Here is a 25495-nt window from a genome sequence, read left to right as displayed (position 1 = left end):
CGGTCGGTCCGATGTGTTTGCGGGTGCACGGACGTTCGCCCGCGACGTTGAGATGGATCAAAGCGGGGCCCGGGTCGCCGGGCATGATGCCTCCCGTCGACAGCACGGGAGGCACTGATGGCTTTGACCTATCGAGCGACGTTCATCATGTCGGCGCGCCATGGACGCGCGCCAATTCTCCAGACACCGGTCAACGATTCCGGGCGGGCCACCGTTGCGGACGTGGCGCGTTACCAGACCATCGGAAGCCTTCAGGCGCTGGCGCTCGCGGCCACCGCAGCCCTCGTGACGACCGCCCTGATCCGGCTGGTCCTCTGACCGGTGCCAATGCCGCGATGAGGGCCGCGAACGATCTGGAAGATCTGTTCCTGTCGGTATGGAGCTTGATGCTCGGGGCCGCCCTGATCGCTGCCCCCTGGTATCTCGGCTACACGGCGGAGCGGGCGCCCTGCTGGAACGCCTGGGCCAGCGGCGGGGCGGTGGCCTTCCTGTCTCTGTTGGCCCTGATACGGGTTCACGACTGGCTCGAATACCTCACCGCCGCCCTCGGACTCTGGCTCTGCGCGGCGCCCTGGGCGCTGGACTTCGAGACGACCGTGGCGCCCGCTTGGTCGCATGTCGGCTTCGGGCTCTCCCTCATGATCGCGGCTGGCTGCGAGCTTTGGCGGCTGCGTGAGGCGAGAGCATCCCGCACCGTCTGATCCTTCGCCACCGCCTCGATCCGACGACCCACGCTCTTCGGCGAGATCCTGCCATGCCCCTGCCACTCCGCATCCTCGTCGGCGCCGCCGTCTTCGTGCCCCTGGCTTGGCCCGCAGCCGTCTTCGACCTGCACATCCGCCAGGGCGAGGCGATCGCCCGTCGTCATTGTGCCCGGTGTCATGCCGTGACGCGCTCAGGCTCGAGTCCGCTGCGGGAGGCGCCACCCTTCCGCGATCTCCATCGCCGCTATCCGGTTGAGGATCTCGCCGAGGCGCTGACCGAGGGAATCCGCACTGGGCACCCCTCCATGCCGGAGTTCCGCTTCGACCCGGATCAGGCGCAGGACCTGATCCGCTACCTGCAATCCCTGGAGCCTTGAGGGCGTCGGCCCTGAGATGCAGGCCGCGCCGTCAGTGGCTCAAGAGACAGCAGATCGGCGCGGCGGTCAGTAACGTGCGCGTCACGCCGCCGAAGGCCCATTCGCGCAGGCGGCCATGTCCGTGGGCACCCGCCACGATGAGACCGGCCGCACGTTCCATCGCGGCCTCGATCAGCGCCTCACCGACCGTCGCCCCGAAAGGATCCGTCGCGACGGTGTCGGCGGCGATGTCATGGCTCCGGAGGAAGTCGATCACGGCCGTTGTGTCGTCGCGGGCCTGCCCGTCATCGACCGCGACCACGCCGACGATCGAGGCGCGCTTCAGGAACGGGAGCGCATCCCACACGGCACGGCGGGCCTCCCGGGTGTTCTTCCACCCGATGACGATCCGGCTCGCATCGAGGTGATCGATCCCCGGCGGTACGATCAGGGCGGGGCGGCCGAGTTGGATCAACGCGTCCGCCGGATCGACCGAAAAGGATGTCGGCTCGATCCCCATCCTCGCGCCCAGCACGACGAGGTCCGCGACGGCGGCCTGTGTGACAAGGAAGGACAGCGGCGCGCCGATACCCGACCGCCACGAGACGCGGCTGCGGCCTGCGACCGAGTCCTCGAAAGCGGCATGGACCATTCGGAGACGGTCGAGGATCGCCTCGTCCGATGTCGCCAGCGCTTGCATGCTTCCCGGTGTCGGTCCGGCGGGAGCGGCGATTAAGGCGGGCTGATCCGCCGCGACGCCGATCAGCCGGGCGTGGAACGCGTCAGCGAGATGGCCCGCCACCCGTGCGCGATCCCGCGCGTCAGGGGTCAAGTCCATGGCGACCATGATGCTGGCATAGGTCATGGCGAGAATTCCTGCCGAACGATGCCGTTCTCCCGGCGGCTCGATTGTAGAAGGACGCCGGTCTTCGCGGCATTGATCTGGATCGCCCGTAAACCGCGAAACGCGATATCGTCACGGGACCGTCCTGAACCCATAGGAGCAACCCTCCAGGCAGGCTCGCAACCGTTCCAGACGATCCGCGCACCGATCCCCCGTCTCCATCTCGCAACAGCTTCGCTGTTCGTGTCGAGCGATCGAACGAGGGGGCAGGCACTCGAAGGCGAATGGACCAGCATCCACGGCGGCATGCGGGTGGTAGGCGCGCCGCACGGCTGGCCTCATCCCCTGAAGGCTAGGGCGATACCGTGTCACCAAACCCGTTCAAGGCGATCGCCGAAAACGGTTTTAGGTCAGCATTTTAGGGGGAGTGGCGGAGACGGAGGGATTCGAACCCTCGATACCCGATTAAGGGTATGCTCATTTAGCAAACGAGTGCCTTCAGCCTCTCGGCCACGTCTCCGGCAAAACGGCTCTAGGACGTCCGGCCGGGGCGGTCAAGACGATCCCGCTGCGTTGCGAGGCGGCGGCGTTCGTAATGCTTGGCAATCCGCAGGTGGCGGGACATCGCGTAGTTCATCGCGGTCAGGAAACCGTAGGTGCCGCGGGCGAAGTGACGGCGGCCGAGATAGGCCTTCAGGAAGTTGCCGGGCAGCTCCACGAAGACCCGCCACGTCGGGATCACCACGCCCCGCGCCTCAAGATCGTCCGCCTGCTGGTCCGAATAGCGGTTCAGCTTGTCGAGTTGGTCGCCGAGCGATCGCACCGAGAAATGATGGATCTTGGCCCGCAGGCGGCCCGCCGTCGCGCCCGCGTCGAGATCCACCCGGTCGTGGACCGGGGAGGATGAGTAGCGCCCGCGATCCTTGCGGTAGAGGCGCACGGGGTGCAGCGTGTAGGCGAAGGGATGTGGCTTGGTCTCGCCGGGAAAGATCTCCGCGATGCCGATGCGCCACGCCGGATGTGGCGGCTCGCCATGAGCGAACAGGGCCTGGATCTCGGCGACGAGCTTCGGCGGCACTACCTCGTCCGCGTCGAGGTTCAGGAGCCACGTATGGCGGCACTGCTCCTCCGCGAAACGCTTCTGCTGCCCGTAGCCCGGCCACTCGTTGTGGATCACCCGCGCGCCGAGCGACTCGGCGAGCGCCTGCGTCCCGTCCGTCGAGCCGGAATCGACCACGATCAGATCGTCGGTCAGGTCGCGCACGGCACGGATCGTGGCGCCGATACGGTCCGCCTCGTTGCGCGCGATGATGAAGACGGAGAGAGGGAGCACGGCGGTCTCGAAGCTCGGGTCCGGCCGCTTCAGCCGAGCCAGCCGGGCATGCGGTCGAGGGCGATGAGCGCCTCGACCTCCTGCCTCGGCCGCACCACGGCTGCCTCGGACCCGCGCACCAGCACCTCCGGCACCAGGGGGCGCGTGTTGTAGGTGCCCGCCTGAACGGCGCCGTAGGCTCCCGCGCTCATCACGGCGATCAGGTCGCCGGGCTTCGGTTCGGGCATCTCGCGCCCCTTGGCGAAATAGTCGCCGCTCTCGCAGACGGGACCCACGACGTCGGCGACGAGGCGGGGCGCATCGGCCGTCGGCTCGTCCACCGGACGCAGGGCGTGGAACGCGTCGTAGAGGGTCGGGCGGATCAGGTCGTTCATCGCCCCGTCCACGATCACAAAGGTCCGGCCCTCGCCGTGCTTCACGTAGAGCACCTTCGTGACAAGGATCCCGGCATTGCCCGCGATCATCCGGCCGATCTCGAAGACCGGCCGCAGGCCGAGCGGGGCGAAATGCGGGCGCAGCGTCGCCGCCAGCGCCGCCGGATCGGGGGGAGGGGCGTTGTCGTCGCGATAGGGGATGCCGAGACCGCCGCCGAAATCGATGTGCTGCAGGGCATGCCCGTCGGCCATCAGTTCGCGCGCAAGGCCACAGAGCCGCGCGGCGGCGTTCGAGAACGGCGTAAGATCGGTGATCTGGCTGCCGATATGCATGTCGATCCCGTGCACGGCGAGGCCGGGCAGGGCAGCGGCCCGCGCATAGACCTCTCGGGCGCGGGTGATCGGGATGCCGAACTTGTTCTCGTAGGTGCCGGTCGAGATCTTGGCGTGGGTCAGCGCATCGACGTCGGGGTTCACCCGCACCGAGACCGGCGCCGTCGCGCCGAGGCTCACGGCGACCTCGGAGAGCTGCGCCAACTCGGGCTCGCTCTCCACGTTGAAGCACAGGATGCCCGCGCGGAGCGCCGCGGCCATCTCCTCGCGGGTCTTGCCCACGCCGGAGAACACGATCTTCCGCGGATCGATCCCCGCCGCCAGCGCGCGGGCGAGCTCGCCGCCGGAGACGATGTCCATGCCGGCGCCGAGGCGGCCGAGGGTAGCCAGCACCGCCTGGTTCGAGTTCGCCTTCATGGCGAAGCAGACCAGCGCATTGTCCTGCGCGAAGGCATCGGCGAAGACGCGGTAATGCCGCTCCAGCGTGGCGGTGCTGTAGCAATAGAACGGCGTGCGAACCTCGTCCGCGAGCCGCGCGAGATCGACCTCCTCCGCGTGGAGGCGGCCGTTCCTGTAGTGGAAGTGGTGCATCGCGCCTGTCGCCGTCGCTGCGTCGTTCGAGGCCGGTCTACAGCAGCGGGTCGAGAATGAAAGGTTCCTTGGGGATCCGGTAGCCGCGCTTGGCACCCTTCGTCGTCTGGACGGGGGCCTCGGTGCCGGAGGGCGGAGTCGCCGAGGAGGGAAGTTCGTCGCCCGCACGCACGGCATCGGGATCCGGCTCCGCCTGCCCGCCGCCGAGCCCGATGCTGCCGGGCAGGATGCGGGCGGTCTTCACGGCGGTGCCGTTGCCGACGGGGGCCGTCGATGCGGCGGGGGCGGCCGTGGGCGGGGGCTCCAGCGAGCCCCGGCGGCCACATCCGGCGAGCGCCAGCGCCGCCATCGCGGCGACGGTCAGAATCTGAAGGGCGGAACGGGGCAGCATCTCGCGCGGGTCCGGCGGTCCCCGGCGGGCACGATGCCCGGCCGGAGCCTTACCTTAGCCGTTGCGGCGGCGCCGGGCGAGCGCTGATCGGCAACAGCCGTGTCGCCCGGCGCCGCTGATCTCAGCCGCGCTTGTCGCGTCCGCCCTGCGAGCCCTCGCGCTTGCCGCTGCCCTGCTGTGCCTCGTAGGCGTCGATCGCCCGGCGGCAATTCTCGGAGAGCTGCTTCCAGTTCTTCTGCATGCAGGCATCCGTGGCCGGATCATCGGGGGCAAGGTTGCCGCAATAGGAGAGGTAGTCGCCCGTGCAGTACTTCTTGAGCGTCTCGTTGCCGCGCTTGGACTGCTGGGCGGCGGCCGGGAGGGTCAGGGCGAGCGCCGCGACCGCGGCGGTAACGATATGCTTCAGGCGCATGAGTACGCTTTCCGTGTGCTCGTCTTCGAAAGTGTGGCGCTGCGATGATGCCTTCGCGTGGTCGAAACATGGCGACCCAAGCGAATTCGGCATCGCAACGCCGTGGCGTCCGCCCACGGCGTGAGCGGCGGCATTGTGTCAGACCCGTTCCGGTACTGGCTCCTGAACCGCGAAGGCGCCCGCCTTGGGAAGGCGGGCCTGCCCGGTCAGGGCATCGGCGACCTCAGTGATACGGCGGCGCAGGTCCGCGTTCTCACGCTCTACCGTCTCGTCGTGGCCGGAGCCTGCCGCCAGGGCCTGCTCCGCCGCGTTCAGGCTCGCCCGCAGGGCATCCCGTTCGGCGGCGATGTCGGCCGCGTCGGTCCCGCGCCGCAGGGCGAGGAGGCTGTCGAGGAGGTCGGCATGGGCCGCCTCCAGCGCATTGAGGGTGGCGAGGCTCGCCGTACCGTCCTCCCGCGAGCGGGAAAGGGCCGTCTCGAGGTTGCCGTTGAGGGCGCGCAATTCGGCGAGTTGCGCCTCCAACGACTCCAGATCGCGGCCGAGGCTTGCGATCTTCATCGTCCCCGCGCCGATCGCCGCCATGTCCGCGTGCCGCTTCGCCCGCGCCGCCTCGACAGCCCGTTCGAGCCGCCGCTCACGCACCGCGAATTGTGCGCGCAGGAAATCCCGCTCGGCCGCGATCTCGCTGGGGGACAGGGGCAGGCGCGCCTCGGCCTTGCGGCGGGCGAGGCGCGCGGCACGCGCATTCACCGCCGGAAGGACGAGGAGGCCCAGCAGGCTCGCGACCAGGAATCCCAGCGCGAAGATCATTGCCGTTTCGATCAAGAGGAACCGCTCGCGTCCCCAGCCGGCCGGTCCGGCCCTGCTCACATTGGGCTTCTAGCGCAAGTCTCAAGCGACTCCGAGCCCGTCCTGCGGGCACCCGAGCGGCCGTCTGCCCTCAGAACGGGTTCCACGTCGCCTGCGGCGTGAACTTGAGGTACCCGACATTGACGCCGAGCCGCGCGCCGACGCCGCTGCGGATCGGCACCACCACGATGCGACCGTCGGTCACCGCCGTGAAGCCGAAGCCGCCGATGAAATAGGCCGAGCCGTCGATGCCGCCGAAGCGGCGGAACAGGGCGCGAGTCGAAGGCAGATTGTAGATCAGCATCATCGTGCGCGCGCCATCGCCGCCCACGTCGAAGCCAAGGGAGGGGCCCTGCCAGTAGATCCGCTGCTGGCCGGAATTGCGCGTGTAGAACGCGCCCTCACCGTAGCGCAGGCCCGCGACGAAGGCGCCGGAGCCCTCCTGGCCGAGGATGTAGCCGTTCGGCTGGCCCCAGCGGCGGCCCGCCTCCTCGACGGCGAGGGCGAGCCCCCGCGACACCGTGCCGAAGAAGCGGTGGCCGGATTCGACCAGTTCCTCGGCGCGGAAAGTCTCCGGGTCGGCATTGGGCGGCAACCGGCCCGCCTGTGCGGGCAGGGGCTGGACGATGGCAGGGGCGCCGACCGCGAGGCCGAGTCCGGCCCGCAGGACCTGCCGCCTCGGAAGGCCGGTAGGGAACGATGACGTCATGGAGTTTCCTCCGCCTATGGGCGTAGCCGCGCCCCGTTCCCAGCCCGGCCGACCCTTGCGCCGACCAACCCTTGCCTCCTCAGGCGGGATGTGCGGCAACGGGCGATCCACGAGGCCTGGAGCGGGTCCAGCATTGAGCCAGAATCGCAAGACGGGGTTAACGGGAGGTGACCGCGACGGATCGCGGCGGCGTCTTCTGGCGAACGGGCTCGCCGGCCTCCTCCTTCTGGCGGCACCGGCCACGCGCGGCGAGACGACGCGGATCGAGGCGCTGGGCCTGAACGGCTACGACCCGGTCAGCTACTTCATGCCGGACGGGCCGCGCGGTGGCTCGGCCCGGTTCGAGCTTCCCTGGAACGGGCAGGTGTGGCGCTTCGCCCTGGAGGTGAACCGGGCGGCGTTCCAGCGCGACCCTATGGTCTATCTGCCGCGCCTCGGCGGCTTCGACGCAGCCGGAATCCTCGATCGTCGCCTCGTGGAGGCCGACCCGACCCTGTTCGCGATTCTCGACGGGCGCCTCTACCTGTTCCGGGATGCGGAGCGACGACAGCGCTTCCTCGAGGATCCGGCCCTCGCCCGGCGGGCCGAGGCGATCTGGCCGGGCCTGACCCGCCTGCTCGATGATCCCGACGATGTCAGGTCCGGGGCGCGCTGATCGGCATGGTGCAGGCGGGCGATCCCGTCAGGACGAGGCCGTCCGCGAGCGCCGGGTCGCCGAGGGCTGCGAAGGGGCCGTTGCGATAGCCGTCCGCCACGCGTCCGTAGCGGATCGGCCCGCCAGTGGCGGCGACGACGCAGCCTCCGGCCGCCGTGAGGATCGCGTCGCCCGCCGCCGTATCCCATTCCATGGTCGGACCACAGCGGACGTAGATGTCGGCCTCACCCGAAGCGATCAGCCCGAACTTGAGCGCCGAACCGGAGGTGCGGACCTCCATCACCGGCAGGGTGGCGAGGCAGGCGGTGGTCTCCGCGTCGTCGTGGCGGCGGCTGCCCAGAGCCAGAAGGCCCGCTTCCGGCGCCTCGCGGGTCCGCACCGGCCGCGCCGCGCCCGGCCGGCCGTCGGTGACCGGCGCCTCGAAGGCGTCGCGCCCGGAGAACCACACCCGGTCCAGGCCCGGCGCGGCGAGCGCCGCCACGATGGGCCGCCCCTCCGACACGAGGGCGATGTTGACCGAATAATGCGGCGTGCCGGCCAGGAAGTCGCGGGTGCCGTCGAGGGGATCGACGAGGAAGAACAGATCTCCCGCTGCCCGGTCGCGACTGCTTTCCTCCGCAACGATGGGGATGCCGGGAAAGCGCGTGGTCAGCGCCTTGAGGATCAGCGCCTCGGATTCGAGATCGGCCGCGCTGGCGGGGGATCCGTCGGCCTTCAGGACATGGGGGCAGTCACCGCCGTGCCAGTGGCGGAGCACCGTTCCGGCCGCGCAGGCGATCTCCGCGAGCGTGTCCGCGATCCGCCTGGCCTCGGCTCCGGTCATTGCCGCCGCATCGTTCATGACGAAGCGTTCCTCCCAAATCCTGGATGCCCCAGCCGGGGGCGGATGTCGATTCCGCTCCTGTCGCGGCAACCAAGTGCCGTAACCGGCCTGATTACATCAGGCCGGCGGCTCTCGCTCTTTGTTGTGACGCTCTTTCTTGCGACGAACCGGTATCCACTTCGTCGGAATGCGCTCCAGGGCCGAATCGCCCGGCCGGGTTAACGCTTTGCAAAGGGACATGCGGCGTCTATCCGTGCGCACTGCCTTGCCCGCCGGTTCCGCCGGCCGGGCCCGGGCTTTGGCATTCCCGCGCATTCAGACGCGTACCGCCCCGGAGTTCCCGATGCCCACCCTCACCCTCGATGGCCTGGACCTCGCCGCCCTGCTCTGCTCGCGGGTTTGCCACGACGTGATCAGCCCGGTCGGCGCCATCGTGAACGGGTTGGAGGTGCTGGAGGACGACCAGGATGAATCGATGCGCGAATTCGCGCTCGAACTCATCGGCAAGAGCGCCCGTCAGGCCTCGGCCCGGCTCAAGTTCGCCCGCATCGCCTTCGGCGCGGCGGGGTCGGCGGGCGCCTCGATCGACCTCGCCGACGCCGAGAGCGTGGCCAAGGGCATGTTCGCCGACGAGAAGACCAAGCTCGAGTGGCGCGCCCCGCAAGCCCTCTTCCCGAAGAACAAGGTGAAGCTCATCCTCAATCTCGTGATGGTGACGACCTCGGCCATCCCGCGCGGTGGTCTGATCGACGTGACCATCACCGGCGACGGCGAGGCGCCGACCTTCGTGTTGAAGGCCAAGGGCTCGCATGCGCGCATCCCGCCGCATGTCGTGGAGCTGATCGCGGGCGAGCCCGAGAGCGGCACCGTCGACGCCCACGGCATCCTGCCCTTCTACGCCGGCCTCGTGGCCCGCGCGGCGAAAATGGACGTGCGATTCGCCATCGAGGGCGACGAAGTGACAGTGACCGCGGAGCCGTCGATGACTGAACAACCCTCGGTCGAGGATGCCGGGAATTCTGGCACCGAACTCGCTTGATTGTGCCGGATTAGTTCCGAAAGCGGCGAGGGGCGCAACTGTTCGATAACGCCCCTCAGTCATCATTGCCGATGCGAGACCTTTCGCACGTAACGAGTATCGGCGATGGACGACCTGCTTCGTGAGTTTCTGACCGAGAGCGCCGAGCATCTCGACACGGTCGATACGGAGCTCGTTCGGTTCGAGCAGGACCCGAACAACGAGACGATCCTGCGGAACATCTTCCGCCTCGTTCACACCATCAAGGGCACCTGCGGCTTCCTGGGCCTGCCGCGTCTCGAAGCCCTGGCGCATGCCGCCGAAACCCTGATGGGCCGCTTCCGTGACGGGATGCCCGCCACCTCGGCGAGCGTCACCCTCATCCTCGCGACGCTGGATCGCCTGAAGGCGATCCTGGCCGATCTCGAAGCGTCCGGCACCGAGCCGACCGGGTCCGATTCCGACCTGATCGAGGCCCTGGAGCGCATGTCCGAGGGCGGCGGGGCGCCGGAGCCCGCGCCCGTCGTGCCGGAGATCGTGCTGCCCGATCCGGTGGTGCGCGAACTCAAGCCCGGCGAAGTCTCGCTCGACGACCTCGAAGCCGCCTTCCTCGCCGCCCCCGGGCCGGACGAGTTCGAACCCGCGCCGCCCTTGCCGGTCGTGGCCGCACCTGCCCCCGCGCCCGCGCCGGCCGCGAAGGAGCCGCCGAAGGCCGTGGTCCCCGAGGCGCCCAAGGCCGAGGCCGCGAAGGCTGAAGCGCCCAAGCCCGAGGCGCCCGCCGCCGTCGCTGCTGCGCCGGAGGGCGAGCAGAACCACAACAAGGTGCAGACGATCCGGGTTAACGTCGACACCCTCGAGCACCTGATGACCATGGTCTCGGAGCTGGTGCTGACCCGCAACCAGCTCCTCGAGATCGCCCGGCGCCACGAGGATTCCGCCTACAAGGTCCCGCTGCAGCGCCTGTCGCACGTCACGGCCGAGCTGCAGGAAGGCGTCATGAAGACGCGCATGCAGCCCATCGGCAATGCATGGCAGAAGCTGCCCCGCGTGGTGCGCGACCTGTCGGCCGAACTCGGTAAGCAGATCGAGCTGGTGATGCAGGGCGCCGAGACCGAACTGGACCGGCAGGTCCTGGAGGTCATCAAGGATCCGCTGACCCACATGGTCCGCAACTCGGCGGATCACGGCCTCGAATCCACCGCCCAGCGCGTCGCCTCCGGCAAGCCCGCCCGTGGCACGATCCGCCTCTCGGCCTTCCACGAGGGCGGCACGATCACCATCGAGATCGCCGACGACGGCAAGGGCCTCGACCTCGCCGCCATCCGCCGCAAGGCTGTGGAGCGCGGCCTCGCGAGCCAAGCCGACATCGATCGCATGACCGACGCGCAGGTCGCGAAGTTCATCTTCCACGCCGGCTTCTCCACGGCAGCGGCGGTCACCTCCGTCTCGGGCCGCGGCGTCGGCATGGACGTGGTGAAGACCAATATCGAGACGATCGGCGGCGTCATCGACATCGCGACCCAGGCGGGCAAGGGCACCGTCTTCACGATCAAGATCCCGCTAACGCTGGCTATCGTCGCCGCGCTCATCGTCCGGGCGGGCGAGAACCGCTTCGCCCTGCCGCAGGTGGCGGTGCTGGAACTGGTGCGGGTCGGCGCGGGCGCGCAGGCCGTGGAGCACATCAACGGTTCGCCGGTCCTGCGCCTGCGCGAGCGGCTCCTGCCGATCGTCTCCCTCTCGGGCCTGCTCGGCGCCGAGAAGGCGGCCGAGGCCACCGGCTTCGTGGTGGTGGCCCAGGTCGGCCGTCAGCGCTTCGGTATCCTCGTGGACGAGGTGTTCCACACCGAGGAGATCGTGGTGAAGCCGATGTCGGCCAAGCTGCGGCACATCCCGCTCTTTGCGGGCAACACCATCCTCGGCGACGGCGCCGTGGTCCTGATCGTGGACCCGAACGGTGTCGCCAACCAGGTCGCCCAGGGCACGCAGGCCAGCGCCGGTCAGGCCGAGGCCGAGGCCGAGGCGGCGGAAGCCACCGAGGCGACCACCACGCTGCTCGTGTTCAAGGGCGGCGGGGGCGGCTTCAAGGCCGTGCCGCTGTCGCTCGTCACGCGCCTCGAGGAGATCGAGGGCGAGAAGGTCGAGTGGCTGGGCGGGCGTCCGCTCATCCAGTACCGCGGCCGCCTGATGCCGCTGGTTCCGGCCGATGATGGCATCGCGATCAAGTCCGAGGGCCGGCAGGCGCTGGTGGTGTTCTCGGATGGCGAGCGGGCCATGGGCCTCGTCGTGGACGAGATCGTCGACATCGTGGAGGAGCGCCTCGACATCGAGATCGCCGCCGATCGGTCCGACCTGATCGGCTCCGCCGTGCTGCGCGGCCGGGCGACGGACATCATCAACATCGCCCACTTCCTGCCCATGGCCTACGACGACTGGGCGCGGGGCCCGCGCAAGGTGCAGAAGCAGGCCGAGACCCTGCTCCTCGTCGATGACTCGGCGTTCTTCCGCGACATGCTCTCGCCGGTGCTCAAGGCGGCGGGCTTCCAGGTCGTCACGGCGGGCAGCGCCGAGCAGGCGCTCGCCACCCTTCAGGCCGACCAGCGCATCTCCGTCGTCGTCACCGACCTCGACATGCCCGGCCGCAGCGGGTTCGACCTCGTCGGCGCGATGCGCAAGGGCGGCGAACGCCTCGCCGCCATGCCGGTGATCGGCCTGACGGGCACGGTCGGGGCCGAGGCGCTGGAGCGCGCCCGTGCCCTCGCGATCACCGACCTCGTCGCCAAGTTCGACCGGAGCGGCCTGGTGGCCGCCCTCGGCGAGATCGATGCCTCCGCCCAGGACGACGTGGCCCAGGCGGCCTGAGTGGATCGGATCAAGCGTTTGCCGGAGTGCGTGAAATGAAGGCTGCCAACGCCAACGGCACCGAGACGGGTCCGACCGAGGATTTCGTCACGGTCCATGTCGACGGGGTCCTGTTCGGCCTCGCCATCGAGCGGGTCCATGATGTGTTCGTGCCCTCGGGCGTGACGCCGGTTCCCCTGGCCCCGCCGGAGATCGTCGGTCTCCTGAACCTGCGCGGCCGGGTGGTGACGGCGCTCTGCCTGCGCCGCCGCCTCGGCATGGCCGCCGCAGCCCCCCGGGCGGACGGCGAGGCCACCGGAAACGATCGCGGCATGGCGATCGGCCTGGAGCAGGGTGGAGAGACCTTCGCCCTGATCGTGGACGGGGTCGGCGAGGTGCTGAAGCTCAACGGCGACACCCGCGAGGCCGTGCCAATCAACCTCGATTCCCGGTGGCGCGATCTGACGACCTGCGTTCACCGGCTGGACGGCCGTCTCCTCGTCATCCTCGACGTGGATGCCCTGCTGAATTTCGGTTCCAAGGGCGCCCGTGGCGCCGAGGCGGCGTGAGGGAGCCCCGATGAGCCTGCGCGAGACGACCTGCCTCGTCGTGGATGATTCCGCCGTGATCCGGAAGGTCGCGCGGCGGATCATCGAGGATATCGGTTACGCGGTGATCGAGGCCGAGGACGGCGACAGCGCCCTCGACCTCTGCGCCGCCTCCATGCCGGACGTGATCCTGCTGGACTGGAACATGCCGAACCGCGACGGCTTCGCCTTCCTGCAGGAACTGCGGCAGAGCGAAGAGGGGCGGCGGCCGAAGGTTGTGTTCTGCACCACCGAGAACGATGTCGGCGCCATCGCCCGCGCCCTGCGCGGCGGCGCCGACGAGTACATCATGAAGCCGTTCGATCGCGATATCTTGACCGCGAAACTAGAGCAGGTCGGACTTTCCACAAAGTCGGCTTCGAATCTTATCTAAATAATTACAAGTCTTCGCAGATATTGGCGGTCTCACGGATTCGGGGCAGGCTCCGTCAGATCCGGCGAGGGGGAGAGGACAATATGGCTCCGAGTCCTGCTGCGGCGGTGCCGCGCATGCCCGTCTCGCCGACCAGCAGCCCCGTTCGTGTGCTGATCGCCGACGATTCCGCGGTGGTGCGGGGGCTCGTGGCCCGCTGGATCACCGAAGCGGGCTTCCGGCTCGTCGGCACCGCCTCGAACGGCAAGATCGCCCTCGAGATGATGTCCCGGCACGACCCGGACGTCGTCCTCCTCGACATCGACATGCCCGAACTCGACGGTACGGAGGCTTTGCCGCGCCTGCTGGCGGCGAGCCCGACCGTGCAGGTCGTGATGATGTCGACGCTGACGACCCGCAACGCCGACATCTCCCTGAAATGCCTCGCCCTCGGCGCGGTGGACTACATCGCCAAGCCCGAGAGCAACAGGGGCGTCACCACCTCGGATGCCTTCCGCGCCGACCTGATCGAGCGGGTCCGCGTCTTCGGCGCCGCCCGCGCCCGCGGTCGCCGCACCGTCGCCGCACCGTCGCAGAATCCTGTTCCGGCTGCTCCCGCGCCGACCCCGAAGCCCGCCGCTCCCGTCGTCCTGCGGCCCCGCGCCCGCGCGGCGACCCCGCGCGTCCTGCTCGTCGGCTCCTCGACCGGCGGCCCGCGCGCCGTGGGCGAGGCGCTCGCCGGAATCGGCGCTGCGGCCCTGAAGAGGGTGCCGACGCTCATCGTGCAGCACATGCCGCCGGTCTTCACGGCCGTGTTCGCCGAGCACCTGTCCGCCCGGGTCGGCCTGCTGGCCGCCGAGGGCAAGATGGACGAGCGGCTGGAGCCGGGCCGGATCTACGTCGCCCCCGGCGGGCGCCATATGGGGCTCGCCTCGGTGCCGGGTGGGACGGTCATCAAGCTGAACGACGGGCCGCCCGTGAATTTCTGCCGCCCGGCGGTGGATGTGCTGTTCAAGGACGCGGCCGCGATCTTCGGCGCCGCCACCGCTTCGGTGATCCTCACCGGGATGGGCTCGGATGGCACCAACGGCGCCCGCGCCCTTGTGGAGGCGGGCGGCCCCGTCCTCGCGCAGGACGAGGCCACGAGCACCGTGTGGGGCATGCCGGGCAGCGTCGCCCGCGCCGGCCTGGCGGAGGCCATCCTGCCCCTGCCGGACATCGGACCGGCCCTGCGCGCTCTGATTACGGGTCAACCCGCATGACGGAGCTCGATTTCGAATTCCTGCGGGCTTACCTCAAGCAACGCTCCGGCCTCGCCCTCACCGCCGAGAAACGCTACCTCGTCGAGAGCCGTCTGGCCCCGGTCTGCCGCCGCTTCGCCTTCGCGACGCTGCACGACCTGATCGGCAGCCTCAAGCTGCCGCATAGCGGCGACGTCGAGCGTGCGGTGGTCGAGGCCATGACCACCAACGAGACGTTCTTCTTCCGGGACCGCACCCCGTTCGACATGTTCCGGGACGTGGTGCTTCCGCAGGCGATCCAGCGCAATGCCGCCCGGAAGAAGCTGCGGATCTGGTGCGCGGCGGCCTCGACGGGGCAGGAGCCCTATTCGATCGCCATGTTGCTCCAGGAGGCGGCCCCGCGCTTGGCTGGCTGGCAGATCGATCTGCTCGCCACCGACATCTCCGGCGAGGTGATCGAGAAGGCCAAGCTCGGTCTCTACAGCCAGTTCGAGGTCCAGCGCGGCCTGCCGGTGCAGTGGCTGCTGAAGTACTTCACACAGATCGGGGAGCAATGGCAGATCGCCGCCTCCCTCCGGTCGATGGTGGAATTCCGCCAGTTCAACCTGCTGCACGGGTTCGAGGGGTTCGGCACGTTCGACGTCATCTTCTGCAGGAACGTGCTGATCTACTTCGATGCCCCGACCAAGTCGGACATTCTCGCCCGCTTCGGCCACAGCCTCGCCCCCGGCGGCGCGCTGCTGCTCGGTGCCGCCGAGACGGTGATCGGCCTCACCGACCGCCTCGTCCCCGACACCAAGAATCGTGGCCTCTACGGCCATGCCGAGGTGGCGCGGCCGACGGCCCTGCGAGCCGCCGTCGGGTAGGGCAGGGCCTCAGCCCGCCCGAGCGCTCCGGCGCTTGCGGCGGGCGAGCATGTTGAGCCCCTCCACGCCCGCCGAGAACGCCATGGCCGTGTAGATGTAGCCCTTCGGCACATGGGCGCCGAAGCCTTCCGCGATCAGCGTCATGCCGATCATGATGAGGAAGCCGAGCGCCAGCATCACCACGGTCGGGTTCCGGGCGATGAAGGCCGAGAGCGGGTCGGCCGCCACCAGCATCACCGTTACCGCCGCCACGACGGCGATCATCATGATCGGCACGTGTTCGGTCATGCCCACGGCGGTGATGATCGAGTCGATTGAGAACACGAGGTCGAGCAGCAGGATCTGCCCGATCGCCGCCGCGAAGCCGATCGAGCCGCCCTTGCCCCCTCCTCGACGGGATCGGGATCGACCGTGTGATGGATCTCCTTGGTGGCCTTCCACAACAGGAACAGGCCACCCGCGATCAGGATGATGTCACGCCATGAGACGGCGTGGCCGAAGATCGAGAAGACCGGCTCCGTCAGGTGAACGATGAAGGCCACGAGCCCGAGCAGGGCGAGGCGAAGGCCGAGCGCGAGCCCGATGCCGATCCTGCGTGCGCTGGCCTGATGTTCCGGCGGCAGCTTGTTCGTCAGGATCGAGATGAAGATCAGGTTGTCGATGCCGAGGACGACCTCCATCACCACGAGCGTGGCGAGCGCGGCCCAGGCAGCGGGGTCCGCTGCCAACTGCATGAGGTCGTTCACGAATGTCGGCTCCGCTGGGAGGCGGGTGGGGCGTAGATCCGCAGGATCTTCGGCATGACCTTGAAATGGGCCGGGGTGTGGGTCGTCAACTCGCCGTCGGTGTTGATCGGCCGGGGCTTGCGCGTCGTCAGCCGGATCTCCTGGGTCTTGAAGGCGCGCACGTCCGCGGCCTTGCCGTGCGTTCCCCGGCGCAGGGCCGGGAGCAGGGCGAGGAGCCGCCACCAATGGGCGATCTCCAGGCTGTAGAAGTCGAGGTTGCCGTCATCGACGGCGGCCTCCTGCTCCACCGTCATGCCGCCTCCGTAATGGCGGCCGTTGCCGACGGAGACCTGGATGGTCGTGACCTTCTCGACCTTCCCGTCATGTTCGATGGTGACGCCGAAGGGGCGCACCCGGCGCAGCACCCGCACGGCCGCGACCGCGTAACCGAAGACGCCGAAGCGCTTCTTCGCCTCGGAGGTCAGTTCGCCCGCGAGTTCGGCCGAGAAGCCGATGCTCGCCACGTTAAAATAGTAATGGCCGTTGACCCAGCCGAGATCGACAGGCTGCGGCTGCGCCTTCGGGATGAAGCGGGCGGCGGCCAGGGGATCGAGTGGCAGGCCGAGGGACCGGGCGAGGTCGTTGGCGGTGCCGAGCGGCAGGATGGCGAGCGGGAGACCCGTCTCCACCAGTGCCTCGGCGGCGGCGTTCATGGTGCCGTCGCCCCCGCCCAGGATGACGAGATCGACCTGATCCGCCAGCGCGCGGATGGCGCCGCAGGCATCGCCGTCGGGCGGGGGATCGACGGGTTCGATGCCGCCTTCGCGCAGGATCTGGCGCACCTCGTCGAGGGAGAAGTTGCCGTTGCGCGCCTTGGAGTTGCAGCAGAGCAGCGCCCGCTTGGCCGGTTGGCTCATCGGACACCTCCTCCGATCCGCGCGATCGTGGCCACGCGGCGGTGCGGGCGCGTCTGAGGAGCCGTCATCCGGGTTCGCATCCTGTCTCCCCGGCCGGGTGGGCCGGTGTTGTATTTCCGCACTTGGGCGTCAGACGTGTGAACTCAACCCCATCATCCCCGGAATTCGCAGCTGGTGCGGCGGGCGGCGGCCTGCGAGACCTGTTGTCAGCCCGGAACCCACGCGGCACCCGGGCGCGTTCTTCTTCATCCTCCCGTCCCCTCGCCGCGGTCCCGCTGGTCCCATGCGCGCCTCGCCTATCTCTCTGATTTCGCTCGCCACGGCCCTCGGGCTCGTGCTGCCCCTCGCGACGCTCCCGGCCTCGGCCGATCCGCGCGCCTGGGTCGATCCGCCCAAGGTCGATCTGTCCAAGACCGATCCATCCAAGGCCGCCGGCACACCGTCGACGGCACCGAAGCCCGCCCCGACGGCCGAGGCCCCCGCCAAGCCTGCGCCTGCGGCAGCTCCGACCAAGGCCGCCGCCGCTGCCCCCGCCCGTCCGTCGCGGGTGACGAAGCGTGCCGAGGTCGAGCGTCCCGCGCCGCGTCGCCGACAGGTGCACCGCTCGCGCCTCGCCGACACCCCCGCCATGGGTCCGACGCGCGCTCAGGTGCAAGCTCAGGCTCAACCCGCGCCCGCAGGCCGGATCGAGGCTGCCCAGACACTCGCCATGGATTACCTCGCGGCGGTCTCGGCGCCGGGCGAGGCGATGGTCGGCGCCGCGCCGCGCTTCTACGGCACCCGCGTCCGGTTCTACGGCCGTCCCACCACCCTGGCCGCCCTGCTCGACGAGAAGCGCGGCTTCGTGCGGCGCTGGCCGGAGCGGCGCTACGCGGCGCGGGCCTTCAGCACCCAGTGCAGCGCGGACGGCGCGTCCTGCACCGTGCGGGCGATCGTCGATTTCCGGGCGTCCAATCCGCAGCGGGGCGCGGTGTCGCGGGGGTCGTCCGAGCTGGTGCTCGAAGTGAGCTTCGCCGGGCAGCGTCCGGTCATCGTGGCCGAGAGTGGGCGCGTGCTGCACCGGGCCGGACCTGGACAGGAGCGGGCCGAGACCCTGGTCGCGCCTGCTGGCAGGGGCTAAGAGCCCGTCATCGTTGACCCGCCGCGCCATCACGAGCGGCGGGAGAGGGCACGGCAGGAGCGGATGACGTCTTCGACCATCGAGGCGGATCAGGAGAAGGCCGAGGCGCATCCGCGTCTCGATGCGCCGGATCGCGCCGCCCTGCGCGAGACCCTGCGGAACGAGATCCTCAAGGCCCGGCCGCACCCGGTGGCCGAGCGCACGCTGCTGCTCATCCTCCAGGCGGCGGTCGAGCCGCAGGCCGCTCCGCCGGGTTACCGCGTCCTCGACCGGCACGGTGCCCCTCGCCTGCACGAGGCGGAGGAGGGGGCATCCCCACGCCCCTTCACGCTCGCCGACCTCATCACCGAGCAGCGCGCCAAGAATCCCGGCCTGTTCCTGGCGCCCGAGCCCGAGCCCACGCCGGTCCCCGAATCCAAGGCCGCGGCGGAATCGTCCCTCGCGGCGGGCGCCTCGGAGATGCGCGCCGCCACCGCGCGGTTCATCGGTTCGCAATCGGAGAAGGCGCGCTCGCTGGCGGAGCAATCCTCGGTGCAGGGGAGGGCGCTCGCCCGCTCGGCCGCCGGAGCCTTCGCCACGCTGAAGGGCCGCCTGCGCCGCGACGAGGCCCCCGGCACGAATGTCCGCGAGGGCTTGAGCGAACGGCTCGGCGGTCTCGGAGACCGCCTTGGTGTGAAGGGCGACGCGGACGGGCATCGCGGCCGGTTCTGGCTCGGCGCTGCTGCCGTCGCGACCGGCGCCATGCTGCTTCTGGCGGTGATCGTGAACGCGCCCCGCGCGCCGCAGACCACCCCGGTTCCGGCGTCCCGGCCGGCGGCGCCCCCGGCTCCGAATCCGGAGCCCACACCGCAGCAAACCGCGCGCACCCCTCCGGTGCCCGATAACGTCACGCCGCCGCCCGAGGGCGACGGACGCGGCGACCCGGAGCCCGATGCCCCGCCACCGCCCGCCAACGCCATCACCGGCACCGTGCAGGTGATCGACACCGCGACGCTCAAGGTCGGCGGCAAGCTGGTCCGCCTGTTCGGCGTGGAGTGGGTGCGCGGCGGGCAGGCCGACGAACTCGCGCGCTACATCGGCGGACGCACCGTCAGCTGCCAGCCCGCCCCCGGCAGCGACAACATGAACTGCGTCGTGGACGGGCGCGACCTCTCGGAGGTGGTGCTCTACAACGGCGGCGGCCGGGCCTCCCCCGAGGCGAGCCCCGAACTTGTGGCCGCCGAGGATCATGCCCGGAGCGAGCGGCTCGGTGTGTGGAAACGCTGAGTCGACAGTCGCTTCCGCTGCGTTGACGCGGACGCGATTCGCCGCCTAGACAGTTTCCATGCGCAGCGCCTGGCCCCGGACGGCTCGATGCCGCGCGGTCATCACGGTGGCCGCGCTCTACGGCCTTTTGCTGCAGCTCTTCCTCGTCTCGCTCCAGCCCATTCCGCCGAGCTTCGGCCCCGATGGGGTGATCTGCGCCGCGCATGACGGCGCCCCGGCGAACGAGGACACGGCCTGCCCGCAGCATCTCTGCTGCCTCGCCGCGCATCTCGCACAGCCGCACGTGCTCCCGGCGCCCGTTTCCGTCGCGCTCGCTGTTCCCTACCGCGAGGCGGTGGCGCCGGTCTGGCGCCCGGCCGAGCGTCCGCCGGTGCGCGGGCCCCCGAATTTCGCCGTCAGTTCCCGAGGTCCGCCCGCCGCCTGATCGATCCGCCCTTCGATCGCTCAGAGCTACCGGACCCAAACCCATGTCGATTTCGCTTTCCGGCAGCGCGCGCCTTTCCGGCGCCGCTCAGGCCGTGCGCGCCTCGCGCGATTCCGTCTATCGCGCCGTGTGGCGCTGGCACTTCTATGCCGGGCTGCTCTGCTTGCCCTTCCTCGTAACGCTCTCCGCGACGGGGGCGCTGTATCTCTTCAAGGACGAGATCAACGCCACCGCCTTCGCGGGCCGCAACGTGGTCACCCCGACGGACAAGCCCCTCGGTCCCGACCGGCTGATCTTCGAGGCGATGCAGGCGGTGCCCGGCGGCACGCCGATCTCCTACACCGACCCCGCCCGACCCGACGCCTCGGCCCTGGTGACCCTGGCAGAGGGCGCGCGAAAGATCCTCGTCTACCTCGACCCGGCCGACGGCACGGTGCTCGATACGGTCGATCGCGACGATGAGTTCTTCATGGTGGTGAGGCGCCTGCACAGCCTCGCCTATTTCGGGCCCCTGGCGAACGGACTCATCGAGGTGGTCGCGGGCTTCGCGATCATCCTCGTCGTCACGGGTGTCTATCTCTGGTGGCCGCGCGGGCAGGACGGCGGTGTGGTGAGCGTACGCGGCACGCCCCGCCGCCGGGTGTGGTGGCGTGATCTTCACGCCGTCACCGGCTTCGTCGCGGGCGGCGGGCTGCTGTTCCTGGCGCTGACGGGCCTGCCCTGGTCGATCTGGTGGGGCGATCAACTCCGCTCGTGGTCGAACACCGCCGGTCTCGGCCAGCCCGCTGCCCTCTACGCGAACAAGCCGGTCTCGGCCCTACCGCTGAATGCGGTCCTCGATTCGGCCGGCTGGACGATGCAGGACGCGCCGGTCCCGTCCTCGACGGCCTCCGGCAAACCGATCGGGATCGACGATGCGGCGGCGATTCTGACGCGCCTTGGCATGCCGCGCGGCTACGAATTGTCCCTGCCGGTGGGTCCGCAGGGCGTCTACGCGGCGGCGGTCTATCCGAAGGATGTCGCCCGCCAGCGGGTCGTGTCACTCGATCAGTATTCCGGCAAGCCGCTGCTCGATGTGCCCTTTCAGGACCTCGGCCCCGTGGGGCGGCTGATCCAGTACGGAATCGGCATCCATCTCGGCCAGTATTGGGGCCGGGCCAACCAACTGGCGATGCTTGCCTTCTGCCTCGCCACCATCCTGCTCTCCGTCACGGCGGGCACGATGTGGTGGAAGCGCCGCCCGCAGGGTTCGCTCGGCACGCCGCCCTGGCCGCGCGACCGGCGCGTCGTGGCGACGGTGACCGGGCTCGTCCTCGTTCTCGGCGCCCTGTTCCCTCTCACGGGGTTCGCGATCCTGGCGATGCTCGGCCTCGATCTCGTCCTGGGTGGCGCCCGTCGGCGGGCGTCGCTCGCCCTGTTCGGGCTCGCCCTTGTCGGCGCCTCGTCCGGTGGCGCGCGGGCGCAGGAAGCGGTCACGCTTGAGGAACTCTCCGTCACCGGCGAGGGCGGTGCCCCGGCGCCGGTTCCTGGCTTCGGCGTCTCGGGGCCGCCCAACGGCGCCTCGCTCGTCATCGACCGGCCGGTCGGGCAGGTGGTCTCTCAGATCGACCGGACGAACGTCATCGCCAACCGGCCCGCGACGAGCATCGGTTCGGTGCTCGTCAACAGTCCCGGCGTGACGGTGCGGCAGGGCAACGGCGCGCGGGACGTGATCGTCTCGATCCGCGGCAACAATGCCCGCTCGACCGGCGTCATCAAGAACATGGTGGTGCTGGAGGACGGGTTCAGCCTGACCCAGCCCGATGGCGCCTCGCGGTTCGATCTCACCGATCCGCGCGCCTATAGCCGGATCGACGTGTTCCGGGGGCCGCAATCGGCCCTGTTCGGCAATTACGCGACGGGTGGCGCCATCGCCTTCCGGACCCGCACCGGCCGGGAGATCGACGGCTACGAGGTCGGCGTCGATGCGGGGTCGTTCGGCTACCTGTCGAACTACTTCACGGTCGGCGGGGTGAGCGGCCCGTTCGAGATCAGCCTGTTCGCCAGCGACGTGCGCGGCAACGGCTATCAGGACCATTCCTCCTACGACACGCAGACCATCAACCTGCTGGCGAGCTATACGCCGACTCCGGACAACCGCTTCACGCTCAAGGTCATCAACAACGACCTGCACGCCAATCTCGCGGCGCGCTCCTCGCTCGCGCAGTACCGGATCAATCCGTACCGGCTCGGCTGCGCGGCGGCGGCTACGGCCGCGCCGGGCTGCACGACCTACAATTACTTCGTGAACGGTGCCTTCGGGCGCACCGTGCCGGTGACGGCGACCGAGGCCTCGCTCCAGCGCAACGACCGCCGCACCGTGGTGGCTCTGCGCTACGAGCACGATATCGACGCCGACACCACGTGGCGGACGCAACTCGTCTTCGACGAGCGCAACTTCAACCAGCCCTTCTACACCACCGCCTCGACGGGGTCTTACCCCTCGTGGAACCTCCTGACGGACCTGACCAAGCGCGGGGACCTGTTCGGTCTTCCGGCGGTGGGCTACGTGGCGCTGGCCTATAACCGCCTCGACCTCGGCATCGCGACCTACAACCGCGCACCGTATAACGGTCCGAGCCTCGGGGGGCTGATCGGCGATCAGAATGCCGTTCAGGACAATCTCGGCGGGCGCGCCCGCGTCGAGGTGGCGCTCACCGACCGCGTGACGGCGGTCGCTGGGATCAGCGCGGAATCGACCCGCATCACCGGCCGCAACCTTGCCTACAGCTATGCGGCGAGCGGCATCACCCGGAGCGTCGCCGATACCGACCGCCGCTATCTCAACACGGCCCCCGAACTCGCCCTTGTCTATCGCCCGAGCGACGAGTGGCAGTTCCGCAGCCGGGTCGCGACAGGCTACACGACGCCCGCCGCCTCGAATTTGTTCATCACCCCGGCGGGCTTGCCCGGCAACAACACGCAGCTGAAGACGCAGGAGAATCTCGGTTTCGACCTCGGGGCCGACTGGACTCCGGCGCCGGGCGTGACCTTCAGCATCACCGGCTTCTACGAGTTCTTCCGCAACGAACTCGTCTCGCAATCGCCGGGCGCGGGGCTTCAGGCCTACACGTTCAACGCACCGGCCTCGGAGCATCGCGGCATCGAGGTGGGGGCCGATTGGGCATTCGCCCCCGGCTGGCGGGCGACCGCGGCCTACGGCTTCAACGACCAATATTATACGAAGTACGTGGAGCAGATCAGCGCGGGCACTCTCACGCGGAGCTTCGACCGGGCGGGCAACCGCATCCCCGGCGTTCCTGCGAACCAGCTCCTCGCCCGGGTCGGCTACGACGTCCCGACGGGCCCGCTGGCGGGTCTCGGCGCCTTCGTCGAGACCGTCTTCCAGGACGATTTTGCCATCGACAACGCAAACTTGCTGAAGGCGCCGGGCTACACGATCGTCAACGCCAACATCCATTACGAGACGGTGCTGAATGGCGGCTATGCGAAGCGGCTGAACGTGTATTTTGAGGTGCGGAACCTGTTCGACACGGTCTACATCGCCTCGGCGCAGAATTTGGCGAACTCGATCAGCGCGACCACGGGCTTCCAGAACGGCGCTGCCGTGCTGGCGACCACGACCGGCTCCATCTACGCGGGCGCGCCGCGCACCTTCACGGGCGGGATGAAGCTGTCTTTCTGAGACCTACGACGGGCGGCAGGTGCTGTCTGCCGCGCCGTCCCAAAGGCTGACGCCGCCGCTCGGGTGGCATTGGCCGGGGAAGGCGAGGGTGTAGAGCTTGGCGAGGGCGGATTTCTCCTCCTCGTTATAGCCGATCTCTCCGACGACCTTGCCGTTCCGGTCGAACAGTTCGACCGCTGCGCTGTGCTCCAGCGTGTAGTCCCCGTCCTTGCCGGGGATGCGCTTCACGTGGATGTGGAACAGGTCGGCCATGCGCGCGATCTGCTCCGGGCTGCCGGTCAGGGCGCGGATACGCGGATCGAACGAGGTCAGGTACTCGCGCACCACGTCCGGGGTGTCGCGGGCCGGGTCGAGGGTGACGAACACCACGTTCAGCCGGTCACCGTCCTTGCCCATCGTGCCGAGCACGCTCGACAGGGTCGAGAGCGTGGTGGGGCACACGTCCGGGCAGCGCGTGAACCCGAAGAACAGCAGGGTCGGCTTGCCCTTCAGGTCCGCGTCGCTCACCGGCTTGCCGTCGAGGTCGGTCAGGGTGAAGGACCCTCCGACCCGGCGCGGATGGCTGAAGGACGACCCCTGCTGCATCACGATCGCACCCGTGCCCGCCGCGACGAAGGCGAGCATCACACCGGAGGCGAGGAGGGCGAACGGGGTCGGGATCACGGGCGGCATCCAAAGGCGGCACGGGAACCGCCTTCAGATAGATGCAGCCATGGGAGATTGCCACCGATGCCCCATCACCGCGTCTTTGCGAACGCAGTGAAGCAATCTAGTGCAGCGGGCCGTGTCAGTACGGGGCGCCACCCTGGATTGCTTCGCGTTGCTCGCAATGACGGACAGCCCGCTTGAGTAAAATGGACGTCTCCGCGCCTCAGCTCGCGGAGACTTGCCGCTGCGGCACGAGGTCGTTGGCGATGATCTCGCCGAAGGGACCGTTGTTGCGCGCGTTGCTCGCGGCGCGGCCGGTCGTCGCCCGGAGCGGCAGCTTGGGGAAGACCAGTTCCGCGAAACGGTAGGCTTCCTCAAGATGCGGGTAGCCGGAGAGGATGAACCGGTCGATGCCGATGTCGATGTATTCCTTCATCCGGTCCGCGACCTGATCGGCCGAGCCGACCAGAGCCGTGCCCGCGCCGCCGCGCACCAGCCCGACACCCGCCCAGAGGTTCGGGGAGACGACGAGCTTGTCGCGGTTGCCCCCATGCAGGGCCATCATCCGGCTCTGCCCGACGGAATCCTGGCGCTTCAGGGTCTCCTGCGCCTTGGCGATGGTCGCGTCGTCGAGGCGCGAGATCAGCCGTTCGGCGGCGTCCCAGGCCTCTGCCTCGGTCTCACGGACGATGACGTGCAGGCGGATGCCGTAGGAAAAGGTCTTGCCCTTGGCGGCGGCGGCCTCGCGGGCGATGGCGATCTTCTCCGCCACCTGGGCCGGAGGCTCACCCCAGGTGAGGTAGACCTCGCAATGCTCGGCGGCCACAGCGATGCCGGGGGCCGAGGAGCCGCCGAAATAGAGCGGCGGATAGGGCTTCTGGACCGGCGGGAAGATCAACCGTCCGTTCTCGATGCGCAGGTGTTTGCCCTCGAAGCTGACGGTCTCGCCCGCCATCAGGCCGCGCCAGATGTGCAGGAACTCGTCGGTGACGGCGTAGCGCTCGTCATGGGACAGGAATACGCCGTCGCCCGCGAGTTCGACGGGATCGCCCCCGGTCACGACGTTGATCAGCAGGCGGCCGTTGGAGATCCGGTCGAGGGTCGAGGCCATGCGCGCAGCGGCGGAGGGCTCCTGAAGGCCCGGCCGCACGGCCACGAGGAAGCGCAGGTCCCGCGTCAGGGGGGCGAGCGCCGAGGCGATCACCCAGGAATCCTCGCAGGAGCGCCCGGTCGGCAGCAGCACGCCGAAATAGCCGGCTCGTCGGCGGCCTGCGCAATCTGCCGGAGGTAGGGCAACGAGACTTCCCGTGCGCCTTCGGCGGCACCCAGATAGCGGCCGTCGCCATGGGTCGGCAGGAACCAGAGGACGTCGGCGCGCCCGTCTTGCGATTGGAACATGGTGTCGGGTCCTTG

Annotated in this window: 24 protein-coding genes, 1 tRNA gene and 3 pseudogenes; 15 read left to right on the top strand and 13 right to left on the bottom strand. The window is 69.4% G+C overall.

What is annotated here, in order from left to right; all coding sequences use genetic code 11:
• Window positions 1-117: 117 nt before the first annotated feature.
• The 3 genes from ACFQE0_RS04210 to ACFQE0_RS04200 are packed head-to-tail and all read left to right on the top strand — an operon-like array spanning window position 118 to window position 1081.
• A complete protein-coding gene (locus ACFQE0_RS04210) occupies window positions 118-318 on the top strand; it encodes a hypothetical protein (RefSeq protein WP_378967362.1) in 201 nt (66 codons plus the stop codon).
• Between the two features lie 17 nt (window positions 319-335).
• Window positions 336-701, top strand: a complete 366-nt coding sequence (locus ACFQE0_RS04205; protein WP_378967360.1) for an SPW repeat domain-containing protein — start codon at window positions 336-338, stop codon at window positions 699-701.
• Window positions 702-754: 53 nt separating this feature from the next.
• Complete coding sequence (locus ACFQE0_RS04200; RefSeq protein WP_378967358.1) at window positions 755-1081, top strand: c-type cytochrome; 327 nt, start codon at window positions 755-757, stop codon at window positions 1079-1081.
• Window positions 1082-1112: 31 nt separating this feature from the next.
• Here the strand turns inward: ACFQE0_RS04200 and ACFQE0_RS04195 are convergent, their stop codons facing one another.
• From ACFQE0_RS04195 to ACFQE0_RS04160, 8 genes are all read right to left on the bottom strand, one after another.
• Window positions 1113-1925 carry a universal stress protein gene (locus ACFQE0_RS04195; RefSeq protein WP_378967356.1) on the bottom strand — a complete coding sequence of 271 codons (813 nt, stop codon included), beginning with the start codon at window positions 1923-1925 and terminating at the stop codon, window positions 1113-1115.
• 407 nt (window positions 1926-2332) lie between these two features.
• Window positions 2333-2424 (bottom strand) — tRNA-Ser (locus ACFQE0_RS04190).
• Window positions 2425-2436: 12 nt separating this feature from the next.
• On the bottom strand, window positions 2437-3237 hold the full coding sequence (locus tag ACFQE0_RS04185) for a glycosyltransferase family 2 protein (protein WP_378967354.1): 801 nt from the start codon (window positions 3235-3237) through the stop codon (window positions 2437-2439).
• A 29-nt stretch (window positions 3238-3266) separates the two neighbouring features.
• Window positions 3267-4535: a diaminopimelate decarboxylase gene (gene lysA, locus ACFQE0_RS04180; RefSeq protein ID WP_378967352.1), complete on the bottom strand. Its 1269-nt coding sequence runs from the start codon at window positions 4533-4535 to the stop codon at window positions 3267-3269.
• Between the two features lie 37 nt (window positions 4536-4572).
• Window positions 4573-4926: an LPS translocon maturation chaperone LptM gene (lptM, locus tag ACFQE0_RS04175; protein WP_378967350.1), complete on the bottom strand. Its 354-nt coding sequence runs from the start codon at window positions 4924-4926 to the stop codon at window positions 4573-4575.
• Window positions 4927-5047: 121 nt separating this feature from the next.
• Window positions 5048-5338, bottom strand: a complete 291-nt coding sequence (locus tag ACFQE0_RS04170) for a 3',5'-cyclic-nucleotide phosphodiesterase (RefSeq protein ID WP_378967348.1) — start codon at window positions 5336-5338, stop codon at window positions 5048-5050.
• A 138-nt stretch (window positions 5339-5476) separates the two neighbouring features.
• Complete coding sequence (locus ACFQE0_RS04165) at window positions 5477-6163, bottom strand: hypothetical protein (RefSeq protein WP_378967345.1); 687 nt, start codon at window positions 6161-6163, stop codon at window positions 5477-5479.
• Between the two features lie 115 nt (window positions 6164-6278).
• Window positions 6279-6896, bottom strand: a complete 618-nt coding sequence (locus tag ACFQE0_RS04160) for a DUF1134 domain-containing protein (protein ID WP_378967343.1) — start codon at window positions 6894-6896, stop codon at window positions 6279-6281.
• Between the two features lie 133 nt (window positions 6897-7029).
• Between ACFQE0_RS04160 and ACFQE0_RS04155 the strand changes: the two genes are divergently transcribed.
• Complete coding sequence (locus ACFQE0_RS04155) at window positions 7030-7551, top strand: YHS domain-containing (seleno)protein (RefSeq protein WP_378967341.1); 522 nt, start codon at window positions 7030-7032, stop codon at window positions 7549-7551.
• Here the strand turns inward: ACFQE0_RS04155 and ACFQE0_RS04150 are convergent.
• Window positions 7532-8392 carry a 3'(2'),5'-bisphosphate nucleotidase CysQ family protein gene (locus ACFQE0_RS04150; protein ID WP_378967339.1) on the bottom strand — a complete coding sequence of 287 codons (861 nt, stop codon included), beginning with the start codon at window positions 8390-8392 and terminating at the stop codon, window positions 7532-7534. The two genes, ACFQE0_RS04155 and ACFQE0_RS04150, sit on opposite strands and share 20 nt — an antisense overlap.
• Window positions 8393-8717: 325 nt before the next feature.
• Here ACFQE0_RS04150 and chpT point away from each other — a divergent pair, with 325 nt between their 5' ends.
• From chpT to ACFQE0_RS04120, 6 genes are all read left to right on the top strand, one after another.
• Window positions 8718-9413, top strand: a complete 696-nt coding sequence (chpT, locus tag ACFQE0_RS04145) for a histidine phosphotransferase ChpT (protein ID WP_378967337.1) — start codon at window positions 8718-8720, stop codon at window positions 9411-9413.
• Between the two features lie 105 nt (window positions 9414-9518).
• Window positions 9519-12251, top strand: coding sequence for a hybrid sensor histidine kinase/response regulator (locus ACFQE0_RS04140; protein WP_378967334.1), 2733 nt, complete (start codon window positions 9519-9521; stop codon window positions 12249-12251).
• Window positions 12252-12286: 35 nt separating this feature from the next.
• The gene (locus tag ACFQE0_RS04135; RefSeq protein WP_378967332.1) at window positions 12287-12799 is read left to right on the top strand and encodes a chemotaxis protein CheW; all 513 of its coding nucleotides are present in this window, start codon (window positions 12287-12289) and stop codon (window positions 12797-12799) included.
• Between the two features lie 10 nt (window positions 12800-12809).
• A complete protein-coding gene (locus ACFQE0_RS04130; RefSeq protein WP_378967330.1) occupies window positions 12810-13211 on the top strand; it encodes a response regulator in 402 nt (133 codons plus the stop codon).
• Window positions 13212-13294: 83 nt separating this feature from the next.
• Window positions 13295-14452 (top strand): chemotaxis-specific protein-glutamate methyltransferase CheB, encoded by a 1158-nt coding sequence (cheB, locus tag ACFQE0_RS04125; RefSeq protein WP_378967328.1) that lies wholly within the window; start codon window positions 13295-13297, stop codon window positions 14450-14452.
• On the top strand, window positions 14449-15297 hold the full coding sequence (locus tag ACFQE0_RS04120) for a CheR family methyltransferase (RefSeq protein WP_378967325.1): 849 nt from the start codon (window positions 14449-14451) through the stop codon (window positions 15295-15297). Before cheB ends, ACFQE0_RS04120 begins: the two co-directional genes overlap by 4 nt.
• Before the next feature lie 9 nt (window positions 15298-15306).
• Here the strand turns inward: ACFQE0_RS04120 and ACFQE0_RS04115 are convergent.
• Both ACFQE0_RS04115 and ACFQE0_RS04110 read right to left on the bottom strand, forming a co-directional pair.
• Window positions 15307-16043, bottom strand: a pseudogene (locus ACFQE0_RS04115) (TerC family protein).
• Window positions 16040-16939: a lipid kinase gene (locus tag ACFQE0_RS04110; protein WP_378967323.1), complete on the bottom strand. Its 900-nt coding sequence runs from the start codon at window positions 16937-16939 to the stop codon at window positions 16040-16042. The pseudogene ACFQE0_RS04115 and the gene ACFQE0_RS04110 overlap by 4 nt, the downstream one beginning before the upstream one ends.
• 283 nt (window positions 16940-17222) lie before the next feature.
• Between ACFQE0_RS04110 and ACFQE0_RS04105 the strand changes: the two genes are divergently transcribed.
• The 5 genes and pseudogenes from ACFQE0_RS04105 to ACFQE0_RS04085 all read left to right on the top strand — a co-directional run bounded on the left by ACFQE0_RS04105 (window position 17223) and on the right by ACFQE0_RS04085 (window position 23434).
• A complete protein-coding gene (locus tag ACFQE0_RS04105; RefSeq protein ID WP_378967321.1) occupies window positions 17223-18059 on the top strand; it encodes a hypothetical protein in 837 nt (278 codons plus the stop codon).
• Between the two features lie 63 nt (window positions 18060-18122).
• Window positions 18123-19325 (top strand): thermonuclease family protein, encoded by a 1203-nt coding sequence (locus ACFQE0_RS04100; protein WP_378967318.1) that lies wholly within the window; start codon window positions 18123-18125, stop codon window positions 19323-19325.
• Window positions 19326-19383: 58 nt separating this feature from the next.
• Complete coding sequence (locus ACFQE0_RS04095; protein ID WP_378967316.1) at window positions 19384-19749, top strand: hypothetical protein; 366 nt, start codon at window positions 19384-19386, stop codon at window positions 19747-19749.
• A gap of 43 nt (window positions 19750-19792) precedes the next feature.
• Window positions 19793-20974 (top strand): annotated as a pseudogene (locus ACFQE0_RS04090) (PepSY-associated TM helix domain-containing protein); the annotation flags it as partial.
• 135 nt (window positions 20975-21109) lie between these two features.
• The gene (locus tag ACFQE0_RS04085; protein WP_378975257.1) at window positions 21110-23434 is read left to right on the top strand and encodes a TonB-dependent receptor family protein; all 2325 of its coding nucleotides are present in this window, start codon (window positions 21110-21112) and stop codon (window positions 23432-23434) included.
• A gap of 3 nt (window positions 23435-23437) precedes the next feature.
• On the opposite strand, the gene ACFQE0_RS04080 is transcribed toward ACFQE0_RS04085, so the two are convergent.
• On the bottom strand, window positions 23438-24097 hold the full coding sequence (locus ACFQE0_RS04080; protein WP_378967314.1) for an SCO family protein: 660 nt from the start codon (window positions 24095-24097) through the stop codon (window positions 23438-23440).
• Window positions 24098-24305: 208 nt separating this feature from the next.
• Window positions 24306-25480 (bottom strand): annotated as a pseudogene (gene ssuD, locus ACFQE0_RS04075) (FMNH2-dependent alkanesulfonate monooxygenase).
• Window positions 25481-25495: the final 15 nt, after the last annotated feature.

This window comes from Methylobacterium komagatae, assembly GCF_042661665.1.
Lineage (GTDB): Bacteria > Pseudomonadota > Alphaproteobacteria > Rhizobiales > Beijerinckiaceae > Methylobacterium > Methylobacterium komagatae.
Note: the sequence above shows the minus strand (reverse complement) of the source record. Positions and strands in the feature narration are given on the sequence as shown.